General features: G+C 70.4%; 13 protein-coding genes and 1 pseudogene. 4 read left to right on the top strand and 10 right to left on the bottom strand.

Features of this window, described 5'->3' with window-relative positions; translation table 11 throughout:
• Window positions 1–89: 89 nt before the first annotated feature.
• The gene (locus ACIHCX_RS19510) at window positions 90–1,115 is read right to left on the bottom strand and encodes an amidohydrolase family protein (RefSeq protein WP_400030980.1); all 1,026 of its coding nucleotides are present in this window, start codon (window positions 1,113–1,115) and stop codon (window positions 90–92) included.
• Window positions 1,112–2,302: a 4-oxalomesaconate tautomerase gene (locus ACIHCX_RS19515; protein ID WP_400030982.1), complete on the bottom strand. Its 1,191-nt coding sequence runs from the start codon at window positions 2,300–2,302 to the stop codon at window positions 1,112–1,114. Before ACIHCX_RS19515 ends, ACIHCX_RS19510 begins: the two co-directional genes overlap by 4 nt.
• A 186-nt stretch (window positions 2,303–2,488) precedes the next feature.
• On the opposite strand from ACIHCX_RS19515, the gene ACIHCX_RS19520 reads away from it, so the two are divergent.
• Entirely contained in the window at window positions 2,489–3,169 is a 681-nt protein-coding gene (locus ACIHCX_RS19520) for a GntR family transcriptional regulator (protein WP_400030984.1), read from the top strand.
• Window positions 3,170–3,355: 186 nt separating this feature from the next.
• Window positions 3,356–4,312, top strand: a complete 957-nt coding sequence (locus tag ACIHCX_RS19525) for a hypothetical protein (protein WP_400030986.1) — start codon at window positions 3,356–3,358, stop codon at window positions 4,310–4,312.
• 56 nt (window positions 4,313–4,368) lie between these two features.
• Here the strand turns inward: ACIHCX_RS19525 and ACIHCX_RS19530 are convergent, their stop codons facing one another.
• The 4 genes and pseudogenes from ACIHCX_RS19530 to ACIHCX_RS19545 form a co-directional block, all read right to left on the bottom strand.
• Complete coding sequence (locus ACIHCX_RS19530) at window positions 4,369–5,685, bottom strand: hypothetical protein (protein ID WP_400030988.1); 1,317 nt, start codon at window positions 5,683–5,685, stop codon at window positions 4,369–4,371.
• 224 nt (window positions 5,686–5,909) lie between these two features.
• The gene (locus ACIHCX_RS19535; RefSeq protein ID WP_400030990.1) at window positions 5,910–7,727 is read right to left on the bottom strand and encodes an L-lactate permease; all 1,818 of its coding nucleotides are present in this window, start codon (window positions 7,725–7,727) and stop codon (window positions 5,910–5,912) included.
• Window positions 7,728–8,055: 328 nt separating this feature from the next.
• Window positions 8,056–8,904 (bottom strand): annotated as a pseudogene (locus ACIHCX_RS19540) (alpha/beta fold hydrolase).
• A 12-nt stretch (window positions 8,905–8,916) separates the two neighbouring features.
• The gene (locus ACIHCX_RS19545) at window positions 8,917–10,545 is read right to left on the bottom strand and encodes an IS200/IS605 family accessory protein TnpB-related protein (RefSeq protein WP_400030992.1); all 1,629 of its coding nucleotides are present in this window, start codon (window positions 10,543–10,545) and stop codon (window positions 8,917–8,919) included.
• A gap of 264 nt (window positions 10,546–10,809) precedes the next feature.
• On the opposite strand from ACIHCX_RS19545, the gene ACIHCX_RS19550 reads away from it, so the two are divergent.
• Window positions 10,810–11,274 carry a MarR family winged helix-turn-helix transcriptional regulator gene (locus ACIHCX_RS19550; RefSeq protein WP_400031356.1) on the top strand — a complete coding sequence of 155 codons (465 nt, stop codon included), beginning with the start codon at window positions 10,810–10,812 and terminating at the stop codon, window positions 11,272–11,274.
• Here ACIHCX_RS19550 and ACIHCX_RS19555 read toward each other — a convergent pair.
• The 4 genes from ACIHCX_RS19555 to ACIHCX_RS19570 form a co-directional block, all read right to left on the bottom strand.
• A complete protein-coding gene (locus ACIHCX_RS19555) occupies window positions 11,261–12,175 on the bottom strand; it encodes an RNA repair domain-containing protein (RefSeq protein ID WP_400030994.1) in 915 nt (304 codons plus the stop codon). The two genes, ACIHCX_RS19550 and ACIHCX_RS19555, sit on opposite strands and share 14 nt — an antisense overlap.
• A gap of 108 nt (window positions 12,176–12,283) precedes the next feature.
• Window positions 12,284–12,664, bottom strand: a complete 381-nt coding sequence (locus ACIHCX_RS19560; RefSeq protein ID WP_400030996.1) for a VOC family protein — start codon at window positions 12,662–12,664, stop codon at window positions 12,284–12,286.
• A 180-nt stretch (window positions 12,665–12,844) separates the two neighbouring features.
• Window positions 12,845–14,728, bottom strand: a complete 1,884-nt coding sequence (locus tag ACIHCX_RS19565) for an ABC transporter ATP-binding protein (protein WP_400030998.1) — start codon at window positions 14,726–14,728, stop codon at window positions 12,845–12,847.
• Window positions 14,709–16,457: an ABC transporter ATP-binding protein gene (locus tag ACIHCX_RS19570; protein WP_400031001.1), complete on the bottom strand. Its 1,749-nt coding sequence runs from the start codon at window positions 16,455–16,457 to the stop codon at window positions 14,709–14,711. Before ACIHCX_RS19570 ends, ACIHCX_RS19565 begins: the two co-directional genes overlap by 20 nt.
• A 287-nt stretch (window positions 16,458–16,744) precedes the next feature.
• Here ACIHCX_RS19570 and ACIHCX_RS19575 point away from each other — a divergent pair, with 287 nt between their 5' ends.
• Window positions 16,745–17,779: a GDP-mannose 4,6-dehydratase gene (locus ACIHCX_RS19575; RefSeq protein ID WP_400031003.1), complete on the top strand. Its 1,035-nt coding sequence runs from the start codon at window positions 16,745–16,747 to the stop codon at window positions 17,777–17,779.
• Window positions 17,780–17,914: the final 135 nt, after the last annotated feature.

The following is a 17,914-nucleotide window of genomic DNA, read 5'->3' on the forward strand; positions in this document are numbered from 1 at the left end:
CTCTTTCGGGGGCGGGGGCCCTCTTGGGCGGCGGGGGAGGGCCGGTGGACGGGGGACGCCCGCCCTCCCCCGCCTCGCGGGGTGGGGACTCAGCGGCCCTGGGCGGTCAGGTGGGCGTCCAGACGCGGGTAGACCCGCCGGGCGTTGCCCTCCTCGACCGCCGCCAGGTCCTCGGCGGACAGGCCCGCCTTCTCGACGTAGCGGCGGGTGTCGTCGAAGTGGTGACCGGTGCGCGGGTCGACGCCGCGGACGGCACCGATCATCTCGGAGGCGAACAGGACGTTGTCGACGGGGATCACGTCCAGCAGCAGGTCGATGCCCGGCTGGTGATAGACACAGGTGTCGAAGAAGACGTTGCGCAGCAGCGACTCCTCCGGCTCCGGCCTGCCGAGCGCCTGTGCCAGACCCCGGAACCGGCCCCAGTGGTACGGCACCGCGCCGCCGCCGTGCGGGACGACCAGGCGCAGCTCGGGGAAGTCGGCGAACAGGTCGCCGGTCAGCAGCTGCATGAACGCGGTGGTGTCGGCGTTGAGGTAGTGCGCCCCGGTGGTGTGGAAGGCCGGATTGCAGCTGGTGGAGACGTGCACCATGGCCGGCACGTCCAGCTCGACGAGCTTCTCCCACACCGGGTACCAGGAGCGGTCGGTCAGCGGGGGAGCGGTCCAGTGGCCTCCGCTGGGGTCCGGGTTGAGGTTGACGGTGACCGCGCCCAGGTCCCGTACGGCCCGCTCGATCTCCGGGACCACGGTGGCCGGGTCCACCCCGGGCGACTGCGGCAGCATCGCCCCGGGGACGAAACGGTCGGGGTACAGCTCGGACACGCGGTGGCACAGGTCGTTGCAGATGCGGGACCAGGCCGAGGAGGTCGCGAAGTCACCGATGTGGTGCGCCATGAACGAGGCGCGGGGGGAGAAGACGGTGACGTCGATGCCGCGCTCGTCCATCAGCCGCAGCTGGTTGGTCTCGATCGACTCGCGGATCTGGTCGTCGCTGATGACGGGGCCGGCCGGGTCGGGTGCCTGCACCGGGTCGGTGAGCGCGGCGACCTGGGCGTCACGCCATTGCCCGAGGGGAGCGGGGGCCGTGGTGTAGTGGCCGTGGATGTCGATGATCACGCGGACTTCTTCTCCTGAACGGTGGGAGTGGGGTCCCAGACGGACCGGGGGACGAGCAGGTCGCCGGCCATGATGAGGCGGGCGGTGCGCAACAGCGCGGAGCGCGTGACCTGTTGGGGGTCGTCCGGGTCGCGTCCCAGGGTGACGCTGAACTCGCCGGACGGGTGCTCGACGGAGACGGTGGGCTCCGGGCCGGACACCGCGGCGGCCACGTCGTGGGCGACGCTGCCCTCGAGCACACAGGCGGTGGCGGCCGTGACGGCGGCCAGCACGCCGATGGACTGGTGGCACACCCGCGGGATGAGGCTGCGGGTGGAGAGGGTGCCGCCGTGCCGCGGCGGCGCCACCAGCGTCATCTTCGGGTAGTTGCGCGTCGTGACGTCGCCAAGACCCATGGCCGCTCCGCACACCAGGCGCAGCGCCTCCACCCGGGCCCTGAGGTCGTCGTCGGCGTCGATCTGGGCCGGCGTCTCGTAGCCGGTGGCGCCCAGGCGTTCGGCCGCGACGACCACCAGGGGCTGGCCGTTGTCGATGAGGGTGACGTCGACGGGGCCCACTCCGGGCACCTCGACGGTGTCCCGCACCCGCCCGGTGGGCAGGAGGGAACCGGCGACGGAGCCGGCGGTGTCCAGGAACCCGATCTCGACCGGGGCGGCGGTGCCGGGGACGCCGTCGATGCGGGCCGTACCCTCGTAGGCGACGTGCCGGGCCCCCGAGCGGTCGGCCGGGGTGGCGACGGTGATCTCGGCGACCATGCCGGTGTTGCGGGTCAGCACGCGGGCGGTGGTGCGGTCCCCGGTGGGCACGACCATGCCGGTCTCGACGGCGAACGGCAGCACGGCGGCGAGCATGTTCCCGCAGTTGGACGACGTGTCGACGACGTCTCCGCCGGGCTGCACCTGGGCGAAGGTCCATTCCAGGTCGACGGCGGCCTCCGTGGCCGGGCGTACGATGCCGATCTTGCTGGTCAGCGGGTGAGCGCCGCCGATGCCGTCGATCTGCCGCGGATCGGGTGAGCCCATCGCCGCCAGCAGTACGGCGTCCCGCACGCCGGGGTCGTCCGGCAGCAGCCGCGCGTCGAAGAACGGCCCCCGCGACGTGCCGCCCCGCATGAACAGGCACGGAACGGCGGTCTGGGAGCCGCGGCTGGTGACCTCTGGGGCCCGGGCGGCCGCTACGGCGGGCATGACCACTCCTTCGTGAACGGGGGATTGCGGAGTAAGCTAAGTCATCAACGAGATTGTTGACAAGATATTCCGAACAAATTGCCAACCTGAGGGCTTCCGGTGTGGTCGCACCGGCCCGCGCACTAGGGTTCTCCCTGCGAGAGCCGCTGATGGAAGACGACGGAAACGACGGAAGAGGTCGACCGAGTGACGGACAAGCTCACGGGTGCCGCCGGCCGCCAGTACGTGGCGGACGCCATCAGGCACGCCCTGCGCTCCGGGGACCTGGCACCCGGGCAGAGGCTCGTCGAGAACGACCTCGCCGAGTCCTACGGGACGACCCGCGGCGCCGTCCGTGAGGCACTTCAGGACCTCGCCGCCGAGGAGATCCTCGAGATCGTCCCCCATCGAGGGGCCCGGGTCCGCGTGGTGTCCGTCGAGGAGGCCATCCAGATCACCGAGTGCCGTTCGGCGCTGGAGCAGTTGTGCGCCCGGAAGGCGGCCACGCGGGCGAGCGAGAAACAGCGCGCGGAGCTGGACCGCATCGGCACGGACATGCGCCGGGCCGTCGCGGACGGCGCGTGGGACACCTACTCCTCCCTCAACCAGCGGCTGCACGAGCTGGTCATCGAGGCCAGCGGCCAGGAGGTCGCCCGGCGCCAACTCGAGCGCCTCAACGGGCCGATGGTGCGTTTCCAGTTCCGGCTGGCCCTGCGCCCCGGACGCCCCCACCAGTCCCTGCCGCAGCACCTGGCCATCATCGACGCGGTGGTCGGCGGCGACGCCCCTGCGGCGGCCCGGGCCGCCGCCGCCCACCTGGACGACGTGATCGAGCAACTGCGGTCCTCGGCCGCCCCCTCACCCACGCCGGCCCCGACCCGCCCCTGACCGAGCGGGCCCGCCCCCTCTCCACTCCTCCCGGGGCCGCGTCCCCTCACCGACTGACACGGACCACGCGGCCACGACTGGTCTCCCGCCACGTCGACAGCAAACCCGTGAACAGGGCCAGTTATAGGCTGTCTGGCCGGCCGGTGCTGGACCGGCCGAGGTCGGGTCGGGACGACGGGAGTTGGCATGTTGCGGGAATCGGTGACGTCGGCGCATGTCCCTCGGTCCGGCCTGCCCGCGGACCAGGTGCTCTTGGACCTGGACGACGATGCGCGAGCACTCTATGTGCGGCTGGCCATCGCCGGTCGGCTGCCGCTGGCCGAGGTGGACGATCGCGTCCTCGGGCCGTTGCTGCGCGCGGGCCTCGTCGCGCGAGCCGAGGGGATGGTCGAAGCGCGGGCGCCGCGTGGCCCGCTCGAGGCGGTTGCGCAGTCGTACACGCAACTGGCAGCGCACATCCGAGAGATCGGCGAGGAGCTGACGGATGTGTGGAACGCGTCCCGGCGAGCGGACGTGGGCGTCGACATATCGACCGGTGCGATCGCGCTGCAGGAATACGCGGACCTTGTCAGCTCCGCGACGACCCGGATCGACGCGCTGACCATGGCTCCGCGAGGCGATCGACCGATCGCCACGGCGAACGGTGTCTTCGGGGTGCTGGCACGCGGGATCGAGGTCAGGGTCGTGTACGACAGCCGACTGCTCGAGTCTCCCCAGGCGATCGAGGTGGTGGAGTCATGCATGGCGGCCGGCGAACAGGCGAGGGTATTTCCCGGCGTTCCCATCAATCTCGTCATCGTCGACGACGCGGTCTCCGCCAACGTCACCTCTGATGGCGATGAGGAGGTGCACGTCGCCAACATTCGGAATCGTCGGCTTGTCGCGGGGCTGCGAAGCGTGTTCGAGTCCTACTGGCAGCTGTCGATGCCGCTCGCCGACGAGAGCCTCGTGCTGGATGGCTCGAAGGACTTCCGGCCTCTCGTGCGCTTGCTGAGCATCGGGTTGACCGACCGGTCGATCGCGCGGGAGCTCGGAGTGTCCGAACGCACCGTGGGCCGCCGGGTCACTCGACTGCAGGAGCTGCTCGGAGCGGATACCCGCTTCCAGCTGGGACTGCAGATCGCCAGACATGGCTGGGTGTGACCCGACGGCCGACGTACCGTGTCAGAGGTGCCGCGAAGAAGACGCTGCCTGTTTCCTCAGTCCGCGTCGGGAGCGACGATCTCGGGCAGCATCTTCTCGAAGGAGTCGGCGACCGTCAGGCTCGGGAGGACGTGTCCTTGGTCGTCGGCACTCTTGGCGAGGCCGGCAGCCCAGGCGGAGCTGTGGTAGCGCTGGTTGGGCGTGCCGTGGTGCCCGGGGTTGGAGAAGCTGCAGTCGCCGACGTTGTAGAACGTCTGGAGATCCTGCAGGGTGTACGCCTTGTTGAGCGACTCGCCGCGCTTGTGGACCATGAAGTACGTGCCGAAGGCATCGGCCATCAGCTCCGTACGGCGGGTGGCCTCCGCTTCGTCGGTGATGTCGGTCTCGAAGAGATTGTCCGAGTACTGGACCTGGTGTCCGAACTCGTGGGCCATCACCGCACGTCCGGCGACCCGGCCGAGGCCGAGCTCGTTCCACATCTGGAGGATGCCCTGTCCCACCGCCACACGCCGGGTGATGCCGAGCGTCTCGAGGGTTTCCTGCGAGTCACCGGCATGGGCGGGGTCGATCGCGAACGCGTTGAGCGAGAACATCGGGTTGTCGACGCCGCCCGGGAACCCGTTGAGCTGGCCCGAACCGAGACCGCCCTCGACGCCGATCTGGAGGAAGAGCGCGCCGAGCGGGCTGATCTCGCTGAGGCCGTCGTACACGTGCTGACGGTCGGCCGCGCCGTCGGGGCCGAGGACCTTGGCGTCGAGCGAGACGAGTCCGACGTCGCTGGTGTCGACGTCCCAGAACCGCTGGAGGTTCGTGAACGTGCGAGCGAGCTCGTTGGTGTTCGCCCCGTTGGGTCCGAGAGCGGTGTCCTGGGGGTTGGTGGGCGTCTTCATCAGGGTCCAGTACTGGAGCAGAAGGTCGGGCGACAGCCCCAGGAAGCCGTTCTGGTACCAGTCCCACGACGCAGGGTCGATCTGCGCGGTCTGAGCGCGGGCCCACTCGCGGAAGTCCGTGGTCGAGCAGTTGTAGTCGTCGGGGTTGATGGCCCCGGAGGTCCACTCGTTGTCGACGCCGGCATCGGTGAGCGCTGCCTTTACCTGGGCCAGGGACTTCGCAGCGGCCGCGACGAGTGCGTCGTCCGACGAGCCTGCCGCCTCGGCGGCCGCTCGGGTGTCGGCATCGAGGTCGAGGCCGGCGATGTAGTCGTTGAACTGCTGGCGCAGTTGCGAGATGTCCGCGGACTGGGCTGCCGCATGGGGCGCGGTCATGGCGACGGTGGCCGCGGCGGGGGAGAACGCGTTGGCTGCTGTCGCGCCGGTGAGTGACATGGTCGCAAGCGACGCGACGGCCAGGGTCGCCAGGATGGAGCGCTTCATCCGTACTGACTCCTCAATGTCGCCAGGCTCGGTGTGCCTGGGCCTGATCGGCATTCAAACGACGCGGAGCAGGTCAGTGGAAGGCCTTCGGAGTGGCGGGGACCGGACATGTCCGGTCCCGGACAGATCATGTGGTGGTTCGCGCGACCTGTCGGGCCCTGGCTGGAGACCTCGCCATGACGGTCACCTTCTGCACGGGCGTCGGCTGCGTGCACACCTCCGTGTCAGGGGGTGACCGGCGGCGAGTCCACGACCATCCAGTCGAGCACCGGGGTGCTCTGCAGGTAGATCAGCACGCACATGACGAGCATGAAGACCACGCTCCACACGATGACCCGGCGGAAGAGAATCCCCTCCCGGCCCTCGAAGCCGACCGCGGCCGCGGCGATGGCGAGGTTCTGCGGGGAGATCATCTTGCCGAGCACGCCACCGGAGGAGTTGGCCGCGGCCATGAGGGTGGGGGACAGGCCGGCCTGGTGGGCGGCGGTGACCTGGAGGGCGCCGAACAGGGAGTTGGAGGAGGTGTCGGAGCCGGTGACCGCGACGCCCAGCCAGCCGAGGATCGGTGAGAGGAAGGCGAAGGAACCGCCGGCACCGGCCATCCACAGACCCAGTGTGGTGGTCTCACCGGACTCGTTCATGATGTAGCCGAGTCCCAGTACCAGCATCACGGTGAGCACCGCGAACTTCAGCTGGTCCAGGGTGTGTCCGTATGCGCGCAGGGCGCGGCGCGGGCCGACCTGGAGCAGCACCATGCTGATCACGCCGGCGATCAGCAGCAGACTCCCGGCCGCCGACAGGTAGTTGAGTTTGAAGGTGGTGGCGACCGGGTCGCCGTTCGGCTTGACGATGTGCAGCCCCGGCCAGTTGACGATGTGCGTCACCGACTCCAGACCGGTACCGGTCGCGCCGACCCCGGTCGGCGCCTTCCCGGTGATCGCCGGGACCCGGGTGGCCAGCACGAACACCACGATGACGGCCAAGTAGGGGGCGTATGCCCTGAAGACGTCCAGCGGCCGGTCGTGCGGGTCGCGGTCGGCGTCCGCGCGGGCCCGGGTCAGTACCGGGGTGTCCGCGGACTCGCCGTCGCCCGGGCCCGCTTCGCCGCCGGGGGTCCGCGGCCGGCGGGAGCCGCCGCCGGCACCGTCGGGGTCGCTGCCGGCACCGTCGGGGACGCCGTCCAGGCCGTCGTCCGCGTCGCCCTCCTGGTACGTCTCCTCGGCGTGCCACACCCGGGTGAACGCCAGGACCGCCAGCGCGGAGGCGAGCGCGGCGATGATGTCGGCGAGCGGCACGGACCAGAAGTTCGAGGACAGGTACTGGAAGACCGCGAAGGACACGCCGCACACCACCGCCGGCGGCCAGGTCTGCCGCAGTCCTCGTCGACCGTCCACGATGAACACCAGGGCCAGCGGCACGAACAGCGCCAGGACCGGCGTCTGCCGGCCGACCATCGCGCCGAGGTCGTCCACGGGCAGACCGGTGACGCCCGCCAGTGTGGTGATCGGCACGGCTATCGCGCCGAACGCCACGGGTGCGGTGTTGGCGACCAGGGCGACGGTCGCCGCCTTGAGCGGCTTGAAGCCCAGGGCGATCAGCATGACCGCACTGATCGCGACGGGCGTGCCGAAACCGGCCAGCGCCTCCATGAGGGCGCCGAAGGAGAAGGCGATGATGATCGCCTGCACGCGCTGGTCGTCGCTGATGGACGCGAACGACCTGCGCAGCACGTCGAAGTGACCTGTCTCGACGGTGAGGTTGTAGACCCAGATCGCGTTGATGACGATCCACATGATCGGGAAGAAGCCGAACGCCGCGCCCAGCAGACCGCTGTTGAGCGCGTCGGCGAGCGGCATCGAGTACACGGCGACCGCGAGCACCACGGCGATGACAAGGGAGATCAGCGAGGCGATCCACGCCTTCATCCGCACCACGCCGAGCAGCACGAACAGGACCAGCAGCGGAAGGATCGCGATGATGGACGACAGCCCGAGCGAGTTGCCCACCGGACTGTAGTCCTGCTGATAGCTGGCGAGGATCATGGAGCACCCTTTTCTACGACACCGGAGAGGAGGGGGCCGCGCCAGGGGTCGGCGCCGGGGTGGTCTGCGCGAGGGCGTGCGGGACGGCGGCGCCGGGGCCGGAGCGGGGGCCGTCGAGCGTGTGCTTCCACTACTCGGTAGACACCAACCGAATGCTGGAAGAATGCAGTGGGGCCGGATCCGCGTCAAGGGGCGCGGGTGGCCTGCGTCACAAACGGACGTCCTCCTGTCGCACCATCAGCAACTCTATGACGGTATGTGAGGGCGCCGCGTCCTCAGGAAAAGCACGTCCTGTTCTGCCTCGCAACAGGGCGGCGCCCGGGGCGGCTTACTCCTCCGGTCTGGCTGCCAGGAAGTCGGCGATCCGGTGGTTCGTCTGCGCGGGCACGGCGGTGGGCATGGCGAAGTGGGTGAGCCCGGCGTGGATCTCGATCTGGGCGTCCGGTACGGCCTTGCGTGCGCGGGCCGCGACGTTCTCGGCGTCGTGGGCGTCGCTGCGGCCGGCGAGCAGGACCAGCAGCGGAACGTTCAGCGCCGCGGGGTCCGGGCGGCGACCGACGACGAGTCTCCGGTTCGGGAAGTCCGAGACCGCCAAGGCGTAGAGCCGCTTCCAGTCCAGGTCGGTGTCCGTGCCCGCCGTCTCACGGTCCAGGTAGGCGCGTGCGCGGGCTTCCGTCGGGCGCAGCAGTATCGGCAGCGAGCGCAGCAGGAAACCCGGTCGGAAGCCGGCGAAGCACTGGGTCGGGTCGAGCAGCACCAGCCGGTCGACCCGCCGTGCGGCGTGCAGGGCGTAGGTCAGGGCCAGCCAGCCGCCGTAGGAGTGGCCCAGCAGGTGCGTGCGGGACACGGCGAGTCCGTCGAGCAGCGCGTCCAACCAGCCCATCAGGTCGGCGGTGGAGCGCAGCGGGCGCCCACCGGGGACGCTGCGCCCGGCATCACCGAGGATGTCGACGGCCAGCAGCCGGTGGTGCGTGCCGAGTGCCGGGGCACTGGCGAACCAGACCGCGCCGGTGGAGCCGCCGCCGTGCAGCAGGAGGACCGGGGTGGCGTCAGCGGGGCCGTAGGCGTGGACCCGGGTGGTCCCCTACGGGGTGGGAACGTCGAGCTCGGCGGTACCGGTGGGCCAGCGGGCGAGCAGCGCGTCGTAGGCGGCGAAGAAGCCTTGGGATGAGGACACGGCGAACCGTTCCTAGAAACTGAGCGGGAGTGAGCCCTGGTGCCAGGGCTCGTGCTCAGTCGTGTGCCCCGAACGGTTGTGGGCACACTGGTTGCCCGCTTTCGCTCCGCGTCCGGGCGGCACGGATCGTCTCCGTGGTCCGGGAATGCGGGGGCGGGGTTCCTCACGTCCCGGGGTGTCCGGTCGGGCCTGGACGGTCCGATGCCGCACACGATCGCTCCGGTCGTGTGGGGGCGGTGCCGTCCGACGCCTGATCGGGCATCCCAGGGCGCGTCGTCCGATTGCCACGGCGGCAGCATCGTGCCGCGTGGGCTTGCGTGTCGTGGTGGTGAGGGGTTGTTGCCAGTGCTGGGTGCCCCAGCGGCTGGTGAAGGCCGGGTCCACGGCGACGACGGTGACACCGAGCTCGGCCGCCATGGACACCAGGCGTGCGCGCAGCCGGGCGGTGGGCATCCCGGAGATCAGCTTGCGGAACCGCTTGCGGCGGCCGTGCTTCTCCCGGGTCTTCTCGGCGGTGAAGTCCAGGTCCTCGATCGCGAGGGCCAGACCGTGGCGTACGGTCCAGTGCAGCAGGCGGATCAGGGCGTGGCGCACCTGTGCGTCGCGGTGCTGTGCGCTGCCGGTCAGGGTGTAGTCGAAGCGGCGGGGTGTGCCGAGTGGGTTGCCGTGTGCGTCCAGGCGCCAGGCGGCCAGGTGGTCGGCGTTCATGTCCACGCCGACCAGCCCACCCGCACGGGCCGCCGAAAGCGGTACCGTCTGCACGAGTGGGTTCTGCCAGGAGGCGGTCACGTACCAGCGGTCCCGGTCTACGTCGTAGTGGATGCGGTAGGCCACGGCACGGTTCGAGGCGATGCGGTCGGCCCACTGCTCGCCGCGGTGGTGGAAGCGGACCCGGCAGGCGAGTACGTACCGGCCGTGTGGCGCGTTGGCCAGGTCGGCCATTGGCGCCGGGAGCTTGATGCTCACCTCACCGACGGGTGTGATGCGGATCGTCTCGTTTCCGAACCGCTTCCCGGACTCGCCGTCGGCCTGGAGGAACCACCGCTCGGCGTGCCACCGCGACCGCCACTGCGCCTCGGTCAGCCCGGCGGCCTTCAGGTGGTGCCGGTCACGCGCCAGTTTCTTGCCGCCGCGTACCACCCGCACCCGTCCGGCCTCCCAGTCGGCCCGCTCCTGCTCCAGCCGGTCCTGAAGCACGTGCAGGCGCCGGGACTTGGCGAACCACTCCCGCTCCGAGCGGTAACCGCCCGGCCTCCCCTTGGCGCCCTTGGCCCCGATGGGCTGCGCAAGCCGGTACGTGATGGTCTCGGCGCCTGCCCGCAGACTCTGCATGTGGGCGAGCTGACCGCGCCGGGCCAAGGCCCACTGATCATGCGTGGCCTTGGTGATACTGCCCGCCCACCGCGACGACGACTCCCCCGTCAACGCCCGCTTCCGCCGCGCCCACTGCTCACTGTCGTGGTCCAGCCCCGCCGCACAGCGCGCCTTCAGGTCACGCGAGGCCAGCGAGCCGAGCAGAGCGCCGACCTGGCGCAGCACCGTCTCGTCCTGCCCGGCCAGCCCCTTGAGACCGGCGCGGATCGCCACCCCGGACGGGCCGGGCACCACGAACGACGCCACCACCTCACGCAACCCGCCCACACCCCACCCTCGCCCGAAGCCGAAGAACCCCTCACCGCACCCAACGACCACCCCGGCCGAAGGTCACGCATTCGAAACCAGAACACCCATCGCCCTGCCACGCGCCGCCACCCCACGCCGCAACTGCGAAGCTCGCTCACGCACACCAGAACACGCCCAACCGCTGTCAAACGGCGGCAGTTCACCCCCCCGGGAGTCGTCTCGTTGACCAAGTATCTCGCTCAGCGAGATGATAGCCGGGTGAGCGATGACATCGACCCCGCGATGCGACTGGTCCATCTGCTGCGCGCGGTGACCGTGGAACTCGACCTGCATGGCGCCGAGTTCGCCGCGCGAAACGGACTGCACCCGACCGACCTGCGGGCTCTGATCCACCTGCTGGACGCCGACCGGGCGGGCACCGACGTCACCCCGGGACGACTGGGTGCGGCGTTGCGGCTCAACTCGGCCGGTACCACCGCCCTGCTGGACCGGCTGGAGCGCCTGGGGCTCGTGAGCCGCAAGCGTGACGAAGACGACCGACGGCGCGTCATGCTGACGGTGGAGCAGAAAGCCGTGGAACTGGGCCGGTCCTTCTTCGGCCCGCTCATCGCCAACCTGGTCGACGCGGCGGAGGACTTCACCCCGGCCGAACTGGACATCGTTCAGCGCTACCTGACCGCCGCGCGTCGAGCAGCCGATTTCCTTCCAGGGTCCGGGCCGGGCATCGCGGAACTCAACGCCGGGTGATCTCGGAGAGCCAGTCGGTGTCCTCCGGGCCCGGCGCTTCGAGGCCGGGTGCGGGCAGCCGGCGGACCTCGCCCGTGCGCAGGGCGACCGTGGCCCGTGGCCGCATCGGCTCGTCGCCCCTGCGGGAGAGCAGGACGAGTTCCCAGACCGTCGCCGTCATGGCCTCGAGCCGGGTGGCGCAGTCGGCGGTGACGCGCTGCGGATCCCCGGTCCTGCCCAGGGACAGGTGCGGGGTGAAGCCCTTGGCGGGCCCACGACAGCGGGGGAACCGCTGCCGCAGCGCTCGGTGCAGGTCCGCCCACGGCGCGTCGCCGGCTGCCGTCGGATCGAGCCACACGGTGTAGTACGCCCGGTGCCGGAAGGTACGTACGCCGTCCAGCCGGGCGGTGAAGACCGGTGTCCGGGCCGTCGCCGCGGCGAGCAGCGGGGCAGCCCGCTCGAAGTCGGACTCCGGCACGAATCCGTAGAGGATGTTGACGTGCGGCGGCCACCGGTGGATCTGTGGATCGTGATCCCGGCGGATGTCCTGGATCGGCGGCCACAGCTCCGCGGGCGGGATCCAGGCCACGGCCGTGCGCGCCGTCGGGAACACGTCGAGGACGTCGACGGGCTCGTCCCCGCCGGGGCTCCTGTCGCGGCCCGGGTCCGCTTGCGGGTCCCGTACCCGGCCGGCGCGCGACTGGTCGACGCGGTCCACGCCCGTGGTCCGGTCCCAGACGACCTCGCCGTCCGCCTCGATGAACACCACCCGGTGCCACGGGATGTCGCCCCCGGGCACGAAGGAGGACAGCGGGACACGTGCGATGCCGTCCCCTCGGCGGCGGATCCCCAGCACGAACCGGGCCGGGTCGAACCGCGGGTCCCAGCGGACCCGGTGATAGATCTCGTCACTGGTCCGCATCACGCCTCCTCTCCCGCCTTTCACCCCTTCTCTTCCTTCAGGGTGCCCTTCTGCGGGGCGGCCAGTCGATGACGCCGCCACGCGCAGGAAGGTGCGGACCCAGAGCCGTCAGAGCTGCTTGAGGCGGGCCTTGAGCAGGCAGAACTCGTTGCCTTCGGGGTCGGCGAGTACGTGCCACTGCTCCTCGCCGGTCTGGCCGATGTCGGCCGGGCGCGCCCCGAGGCTCAGGAGGCGTTCGAGTTCGGCGTCCTGATCGCGGTCGGTGGAGTTGACGTCGATGTGCAGCCGGGACTTCCCGGGCTCCGGCTCGTCCCTGCGGCTGAGGATGATCGTCGGCTGGGGGCCGCCGAACCCCTCGCGCGGCCCGATCTCGATGCAGTCGTTCCCTTCGCGGTCGAGCACGACGAAGTCCAGGACCTCGCACCAGAACCGCGCCAGCACCTCGGGATCGTGGCAACCGAGCACGAGTTCACTGATGCGACATGCCATGGACGAAACCTGCTCTCAACGGGGGAATCGCCGGGGTGACCGTGCGCGGAACTCTCGGCCTCCCGGCAGCGGGAACGTGAGCGAGACCGTACCGGGTGAGGCGAGCGCTTGAGAAGTGGATTTGGACAGGCGGGGAAGCGGGGGAACCGGGATCAGCCGGCCCCGGCCGCGCTTCGCCGGTCAGCCGGCCGTCGCGTCGGCGGTGGGGGCCTCGGCGCGGGCGGCGTGCAGGCGGGCGTAGGCTCCCCGCGCGGCGAGGAGCTGGTCGTGGGTGCCCTGCTCGACGATCCGGCCGGACTCCATCACGACGATGACGTCGGCGTCCCTGACGGTGGACAGGCGGTGTGCGATCACAAAGCTCGTCCGGCCCGCCCGCAGAGTGCTCATGGCCCGCTGGATCAGCAGCTCGGTACGGGTGTCCACGGAGCTGGTCGCCTCGTCCAGGACGAGCACGGCGGGCTGCGCGAGGAACGCCCTCGCGACGGTGATCAGCTGCTTCTCCCCGGCGCTCACACCCCCGGACTCGTCGTCCAGGACCGTGTCGTACCCCTGCGACAGGGTGCGGATGAACCGGTCGGCGCAGGTCGCCCGGGCCGCCTCCACGATGTCCGCGCGGGACGCGCCCGGGACCCCGTACGCGATGTTCTCGGCGATCGTCCCCTTGAACAGCCAGGTGTCCTGAAGGACGAGGCCGAAGCGGGAGCGCAGGTCGTCGCGGTTCATCAAGGCGGTGTCGGTGCCGTCCAGGAGGATGCGGCCCGAGTCGATCTCGTAGAAGCGCATCAGCAGGTTGGCGAGCGTGGTCTTGCCGGCGCCGCTCCGGCCGACGATCGCCACCGTGCTGCCGGGTTCCACGGACAGCGAAAGGCCCTCGATGAGCGGCACGTCGGGGGAGTAGCGGAACGACACGTCCTGGAACTCCACCCGGCCCTCGGCGCGTTCCACGGCGAGCGGGCGGCGCGGTTCGGGATCCTGCTCCGGCGCGTCCAGCAGCGTGAACACCCGCTGCGCGGAGGCCACCCCGGACTGCAGGCGGCCCGCGACCGAGGCGATCTCCACGATCGGCTGGCTGAACTGCCGTGCGTACAGGATGAACGCCTGCACATCGCCCAGGGTCAGCGAGCCGTTCACGACCTTCCAGGCACCGACGACGGCGACCGCGACATAGCCGAGGTTGGCGACGAACATCATCACTGGCTCGATCGCGCCGGACGCGAACTGCGCGCCGGCAGCTGCCCGGTATACCGCCTCGTTGCGCTCGTCGAAGCGCCGCTCGGCCTCCGCCCGCCGGTCGAAGGCCCTCACCAGCGCGTGCCCGGCGCACATCTCCTCGACGTGCGCGGTCAGTTTGCCGCTCGCGGCCCACTGGGCGGCGTACCGCGGCTGGGCCCGCTTGCTGATCCAGGCGGCGAGCAGCCCCGACACCGGGACGCTCAGCAGCATCACCCCGGCCAGCGAGGGCGAGATGAACAGCATCAGGGACAACATGATGAGCAGCGAGAACACCGAGCTGATCAGGTCGGTCAGGGTCTGCTGGAGCGTCTGCTGGAGGTTGTCGACGTCGTCCGTGCCGCGGCTGAGCGTCTCACCCGTCGGCTTCCGGTCGAAGTAGCGCAGCGGCAGCCGCGCCAGCTTCTCCTGGGCCCGGTGCCGCAGGTCGTGGATGAGCAGCCGGACCACCGAGGCCACGAGCCAGTTCTGCACCAGCATGAACACCGACGCCAGCACATACAGCACCAGCAGGATCAGCAGCAGCCTGCCGAGCGCCCCGAAGTCGACGCCCGGGGCCGGCCCGCCGTGCCCGAGGACGCCGTCGGCGACCAGGTCGGTGACGCGGCCCAGCAGCAGCGGGCCGAAGGCGTTGAGGAGGATGCCGGTGACACCCGCCGACAGGGCGAGAACCACCGACCGGCGGTGCGGGCGCAGCAGAGCGGCGAGCCGGCGGACCGGCCGCTCCGACTCGTGAGCCTTCTCCTTGTCCTCCTCTCCGCGCTCCTGCCCGTGCTCCTCTCCGTGCGAGTCAGGAACGTCCGGTTCGTGCTCGTCAGGAACGTCCGGCGCCATGAGCGGCTTCCTCTCGGGTGCGCTGCGAGAGCGCGATCTCGCGGTACGTGGGACTGTCGCGCAGCAGCGCGTCATGGGTGCCGGTGGCGGCGATGCCGCCCTGGTCCAGGACGACGATCCGGTCGGCGTCGCGCACGGAGGCCACGCGCTGCGCCACGGTGACCACGGTGGCGCCCTCGGTGCAGGGCACGAGGGCCTTCCGCAGCGCCGCCTCCGTGCTCTGGTCGAGCGCCGAGAAGGAGTCGTCGAAGAGATAGACGGCGGGGCGGCGCAGCAGCGCCCGGGCGATCGCCAGCCGCTGGCGCTGACCGCCGGAGACGGTGGTGCCGCCCTGGGCGATCTCCGCGTCGAGGCCGCCGAGCCGGGTCACGAAGCCGTCCGCCTGGGCGACCCGCAGCGCCTCCCACAGCTCCTCGTCCGTGGCGTCCGGCCGGCCGAAGCGCAGATTCGTCGCGACGGTCCCGGCGAACAGGTACGGCCGCTGCGGCACGTAGCCCACGGCGGCGGCCAACACCGACGGGTCCAGTTCGCGCACGTCCGTGCCGCCGATCCGCACCTCGCCCGCGGTCGCGTCGACCAGCCGCAGCATCAGGTGGACCAGCGTGGTCTTGCCGGCGCCGGTGCTGCCGAGGACGGCGACCCGCTCACCGGGCCGCAGCGTCAGCGACAGGTCCCGCAGCACGGCGTTCTCGGCGCCCGGGTAGCGGAACTCGGCGCCCACCAGCTCGACCTGCCCGGCGGGACCCGTCATGGGCCGCGGCGCGGCGGGCGGGACGACGTCGGTCTCCGCGTCGAGGACCTCCGTGATCCGCTCCGCGCACACCCGGGCCCGCGGCACGTTCAGGAACACGAAGGCCAGCATCACCACCGACATCAGGATGAGCGACAGATAGCTGAGGAAGGCGCTGAGCGCGCCGATCCGCATGCTGCCCGAGTCGATCCGCCGGGCCCCCACCCAGAGCAGCGCCAGGGTGAACAGGTTCATCAGCAGCAGCACCGACGGCAGCATCACCGCGATGAGCCGGCCCACCCCCAGGGACAGACCGAGGAGTTCCTCGTTGGTGGCGGTGAAGCGCTCGCCCTCGTAGGCGTCGCGGGCGAAGGAGCGCACCACGCGCACCCCGGTGATCCGCTCCCGCAGCAGCCGCCCGATCCGGTCCAGCGTCTGCTGGAGCCGGGCGTACAGCGCGGCCATGCGGGACAGCAGCAGACCGAAGCAGACGGCCACCACCAGCACCATCGGGACCAGGATCAGAGCCAGCGTCACGTCCTGGCGCAGCGCGAGCACCACACTGCCCAGGCACATCAGAGGGGCCGCGACGAAGATGCCGAGCCCGGACTGGGCGAGGTTCTGCACCTGCTGCACGTCGTTCACCGAACGGGTCAGCAGGGACGGGGTGCCGAACCGGCCGATCTCGCGGGCGGAGAAGTCCAGCACCCGGCGGAAGACCGCGGACCGCAGATCCCGGCCGAGAGCGGTGGAGGTGCGCGCGCCCAGGGCCGCGGCACCCAGCGCCGCGGCGATCTGCACCAGGGCCACCACCGCCATCGTCGCGCCGATGGTGCCGACACGTCCGCTGTCCTCGCGGACGACGCCCTCGTCGATGAGCGCGGCACCCAGCGTCGGCAGCAGCAGCGTGCCCAGGATCTGCACCAGATGCAGAACGACGAGAGTGACAACGGACCCGGTATAGGGGCGTAGTTGTGTGCGCATGAGTCTCAACAGCACGAAATGACACCCCGGGTTGACGGCGGACAGGAACCGCCCGTTGGAACGGAGTCGGCCGGCACGCCGACCCGGCCATTGGAGCCCACAACGCACCCGGATTTCCCTAGTGTTCGCCCTCGCAGTGCCGGCCGCCCGGGAATTCCCTAGTAAGTTCGAGAATCGTTGACATTGACTTCCGCCGCTTGGGAGCGTGCCGGTGTCTATCGTCCGGACAGCTTTCTCGAGGCCAGGTCGTCGACCGAGCGCAGCGTTTGGACGGTCTCTTCGCGGTCTGAGATGGGGATGGAATGCCCAAGCGCGCACTGATCACCGGAATTACCGGCCAGGACGGGTCCTATCTGGCGGAGCACCTGCTGGCGCAGGGGTACCAGGTGTGGGGTCTCATCCGGGGCCAGGCCAACCCGCGCAAGTCCCGGGTGAGCCGGCTCGCCTCCGAACTGTCCTTCGTGGACGGCGACCTCATGGACCAGGGCAGCCTGGTCTCGGCGGTCGACAAGGTTCAGCCGGACGAGGTGTACAACCTCGGCGCGATCTCCTTCGTGCCGATGTCCTGGCAGCAGGCCGAGCTGGTCACCGAGGTGAACGGCATGGGCGTGCTGCGGGTCCTCGAGGCCATCCGCATGGTGAGCGGACTGAGCATGTCCCGCACCGCGCGTCCCGAGGGCCAGATCCGCTTCTACCAGGCCTCCTCCTCGGAGATGTTCGGCAAGGTCGCCGAGACGCCGCAGCGGGAGACCACGCTCTTCCACCCGCGCAGCCCCTACGGCGCGGCCAAGGCCTACGGCCACTTCATCACCCGCAACTACCGCGAGTCGTTCGGCATGTACGCGGTCTCCGGCATGCTGTTCAACCACGAATCACCCCGCCGCGGCCAGGAGTTCGTGACCCGCAAGATCTCCCTCGCGGTCGCCCGCATCAAGCTGGGACTCCAGGACACCCTGGCCCTCGGCAACATGGACGCGGTCCGTGACTGGGGCTACGCCGGTGACTACGTCCGCGCCATGCACCTGATGCTCCAGCAGGACACCGCCGACGACTACGTGATCGGCACCGGGGAGATGCACACCGTGCGCGACGCGGTCCGCTTCTCCTTCGAGCACGTGGGCCTCGACTGGGAGGACTACGTCGTCGTCGACCCCGACCTCGTGCGGCCCGCCGAGGTCGAGGTGCTGTGTGCCGACAGCTCCAAGGCACAGGCCCAGTTGGGCTGGAAGCCGAGCGTCGATTTCCAGGAACTCATGCGGATGATGGTCGACGCCGACCTCGCGTCCGTTTCCCGGCAGAACGAACTCGACGACCTTCTGCTGACGCACAGCTGGTAACGGGCGAAAGCCCCTTCAGGTTCTAGGGATTTCCTGCCGGACTTCCGGCCACACTCGCCTCGTGGCTTCTCCCGTCGGGGAGAGCCATGTGGCGAGTCGGTGTTCTGCGGCACGACGCAGAGATTTCGGCGATGC

It is taken from the genome of Streptomyces sp. NPDC052043 (assembly GCF_044548235.1).
Classification (GTDB): domain Bacteria; phylum Actinomycetota; class Actinomycetes; order Streptomycetales; family Streptomycetaceae; genus Streptomyces.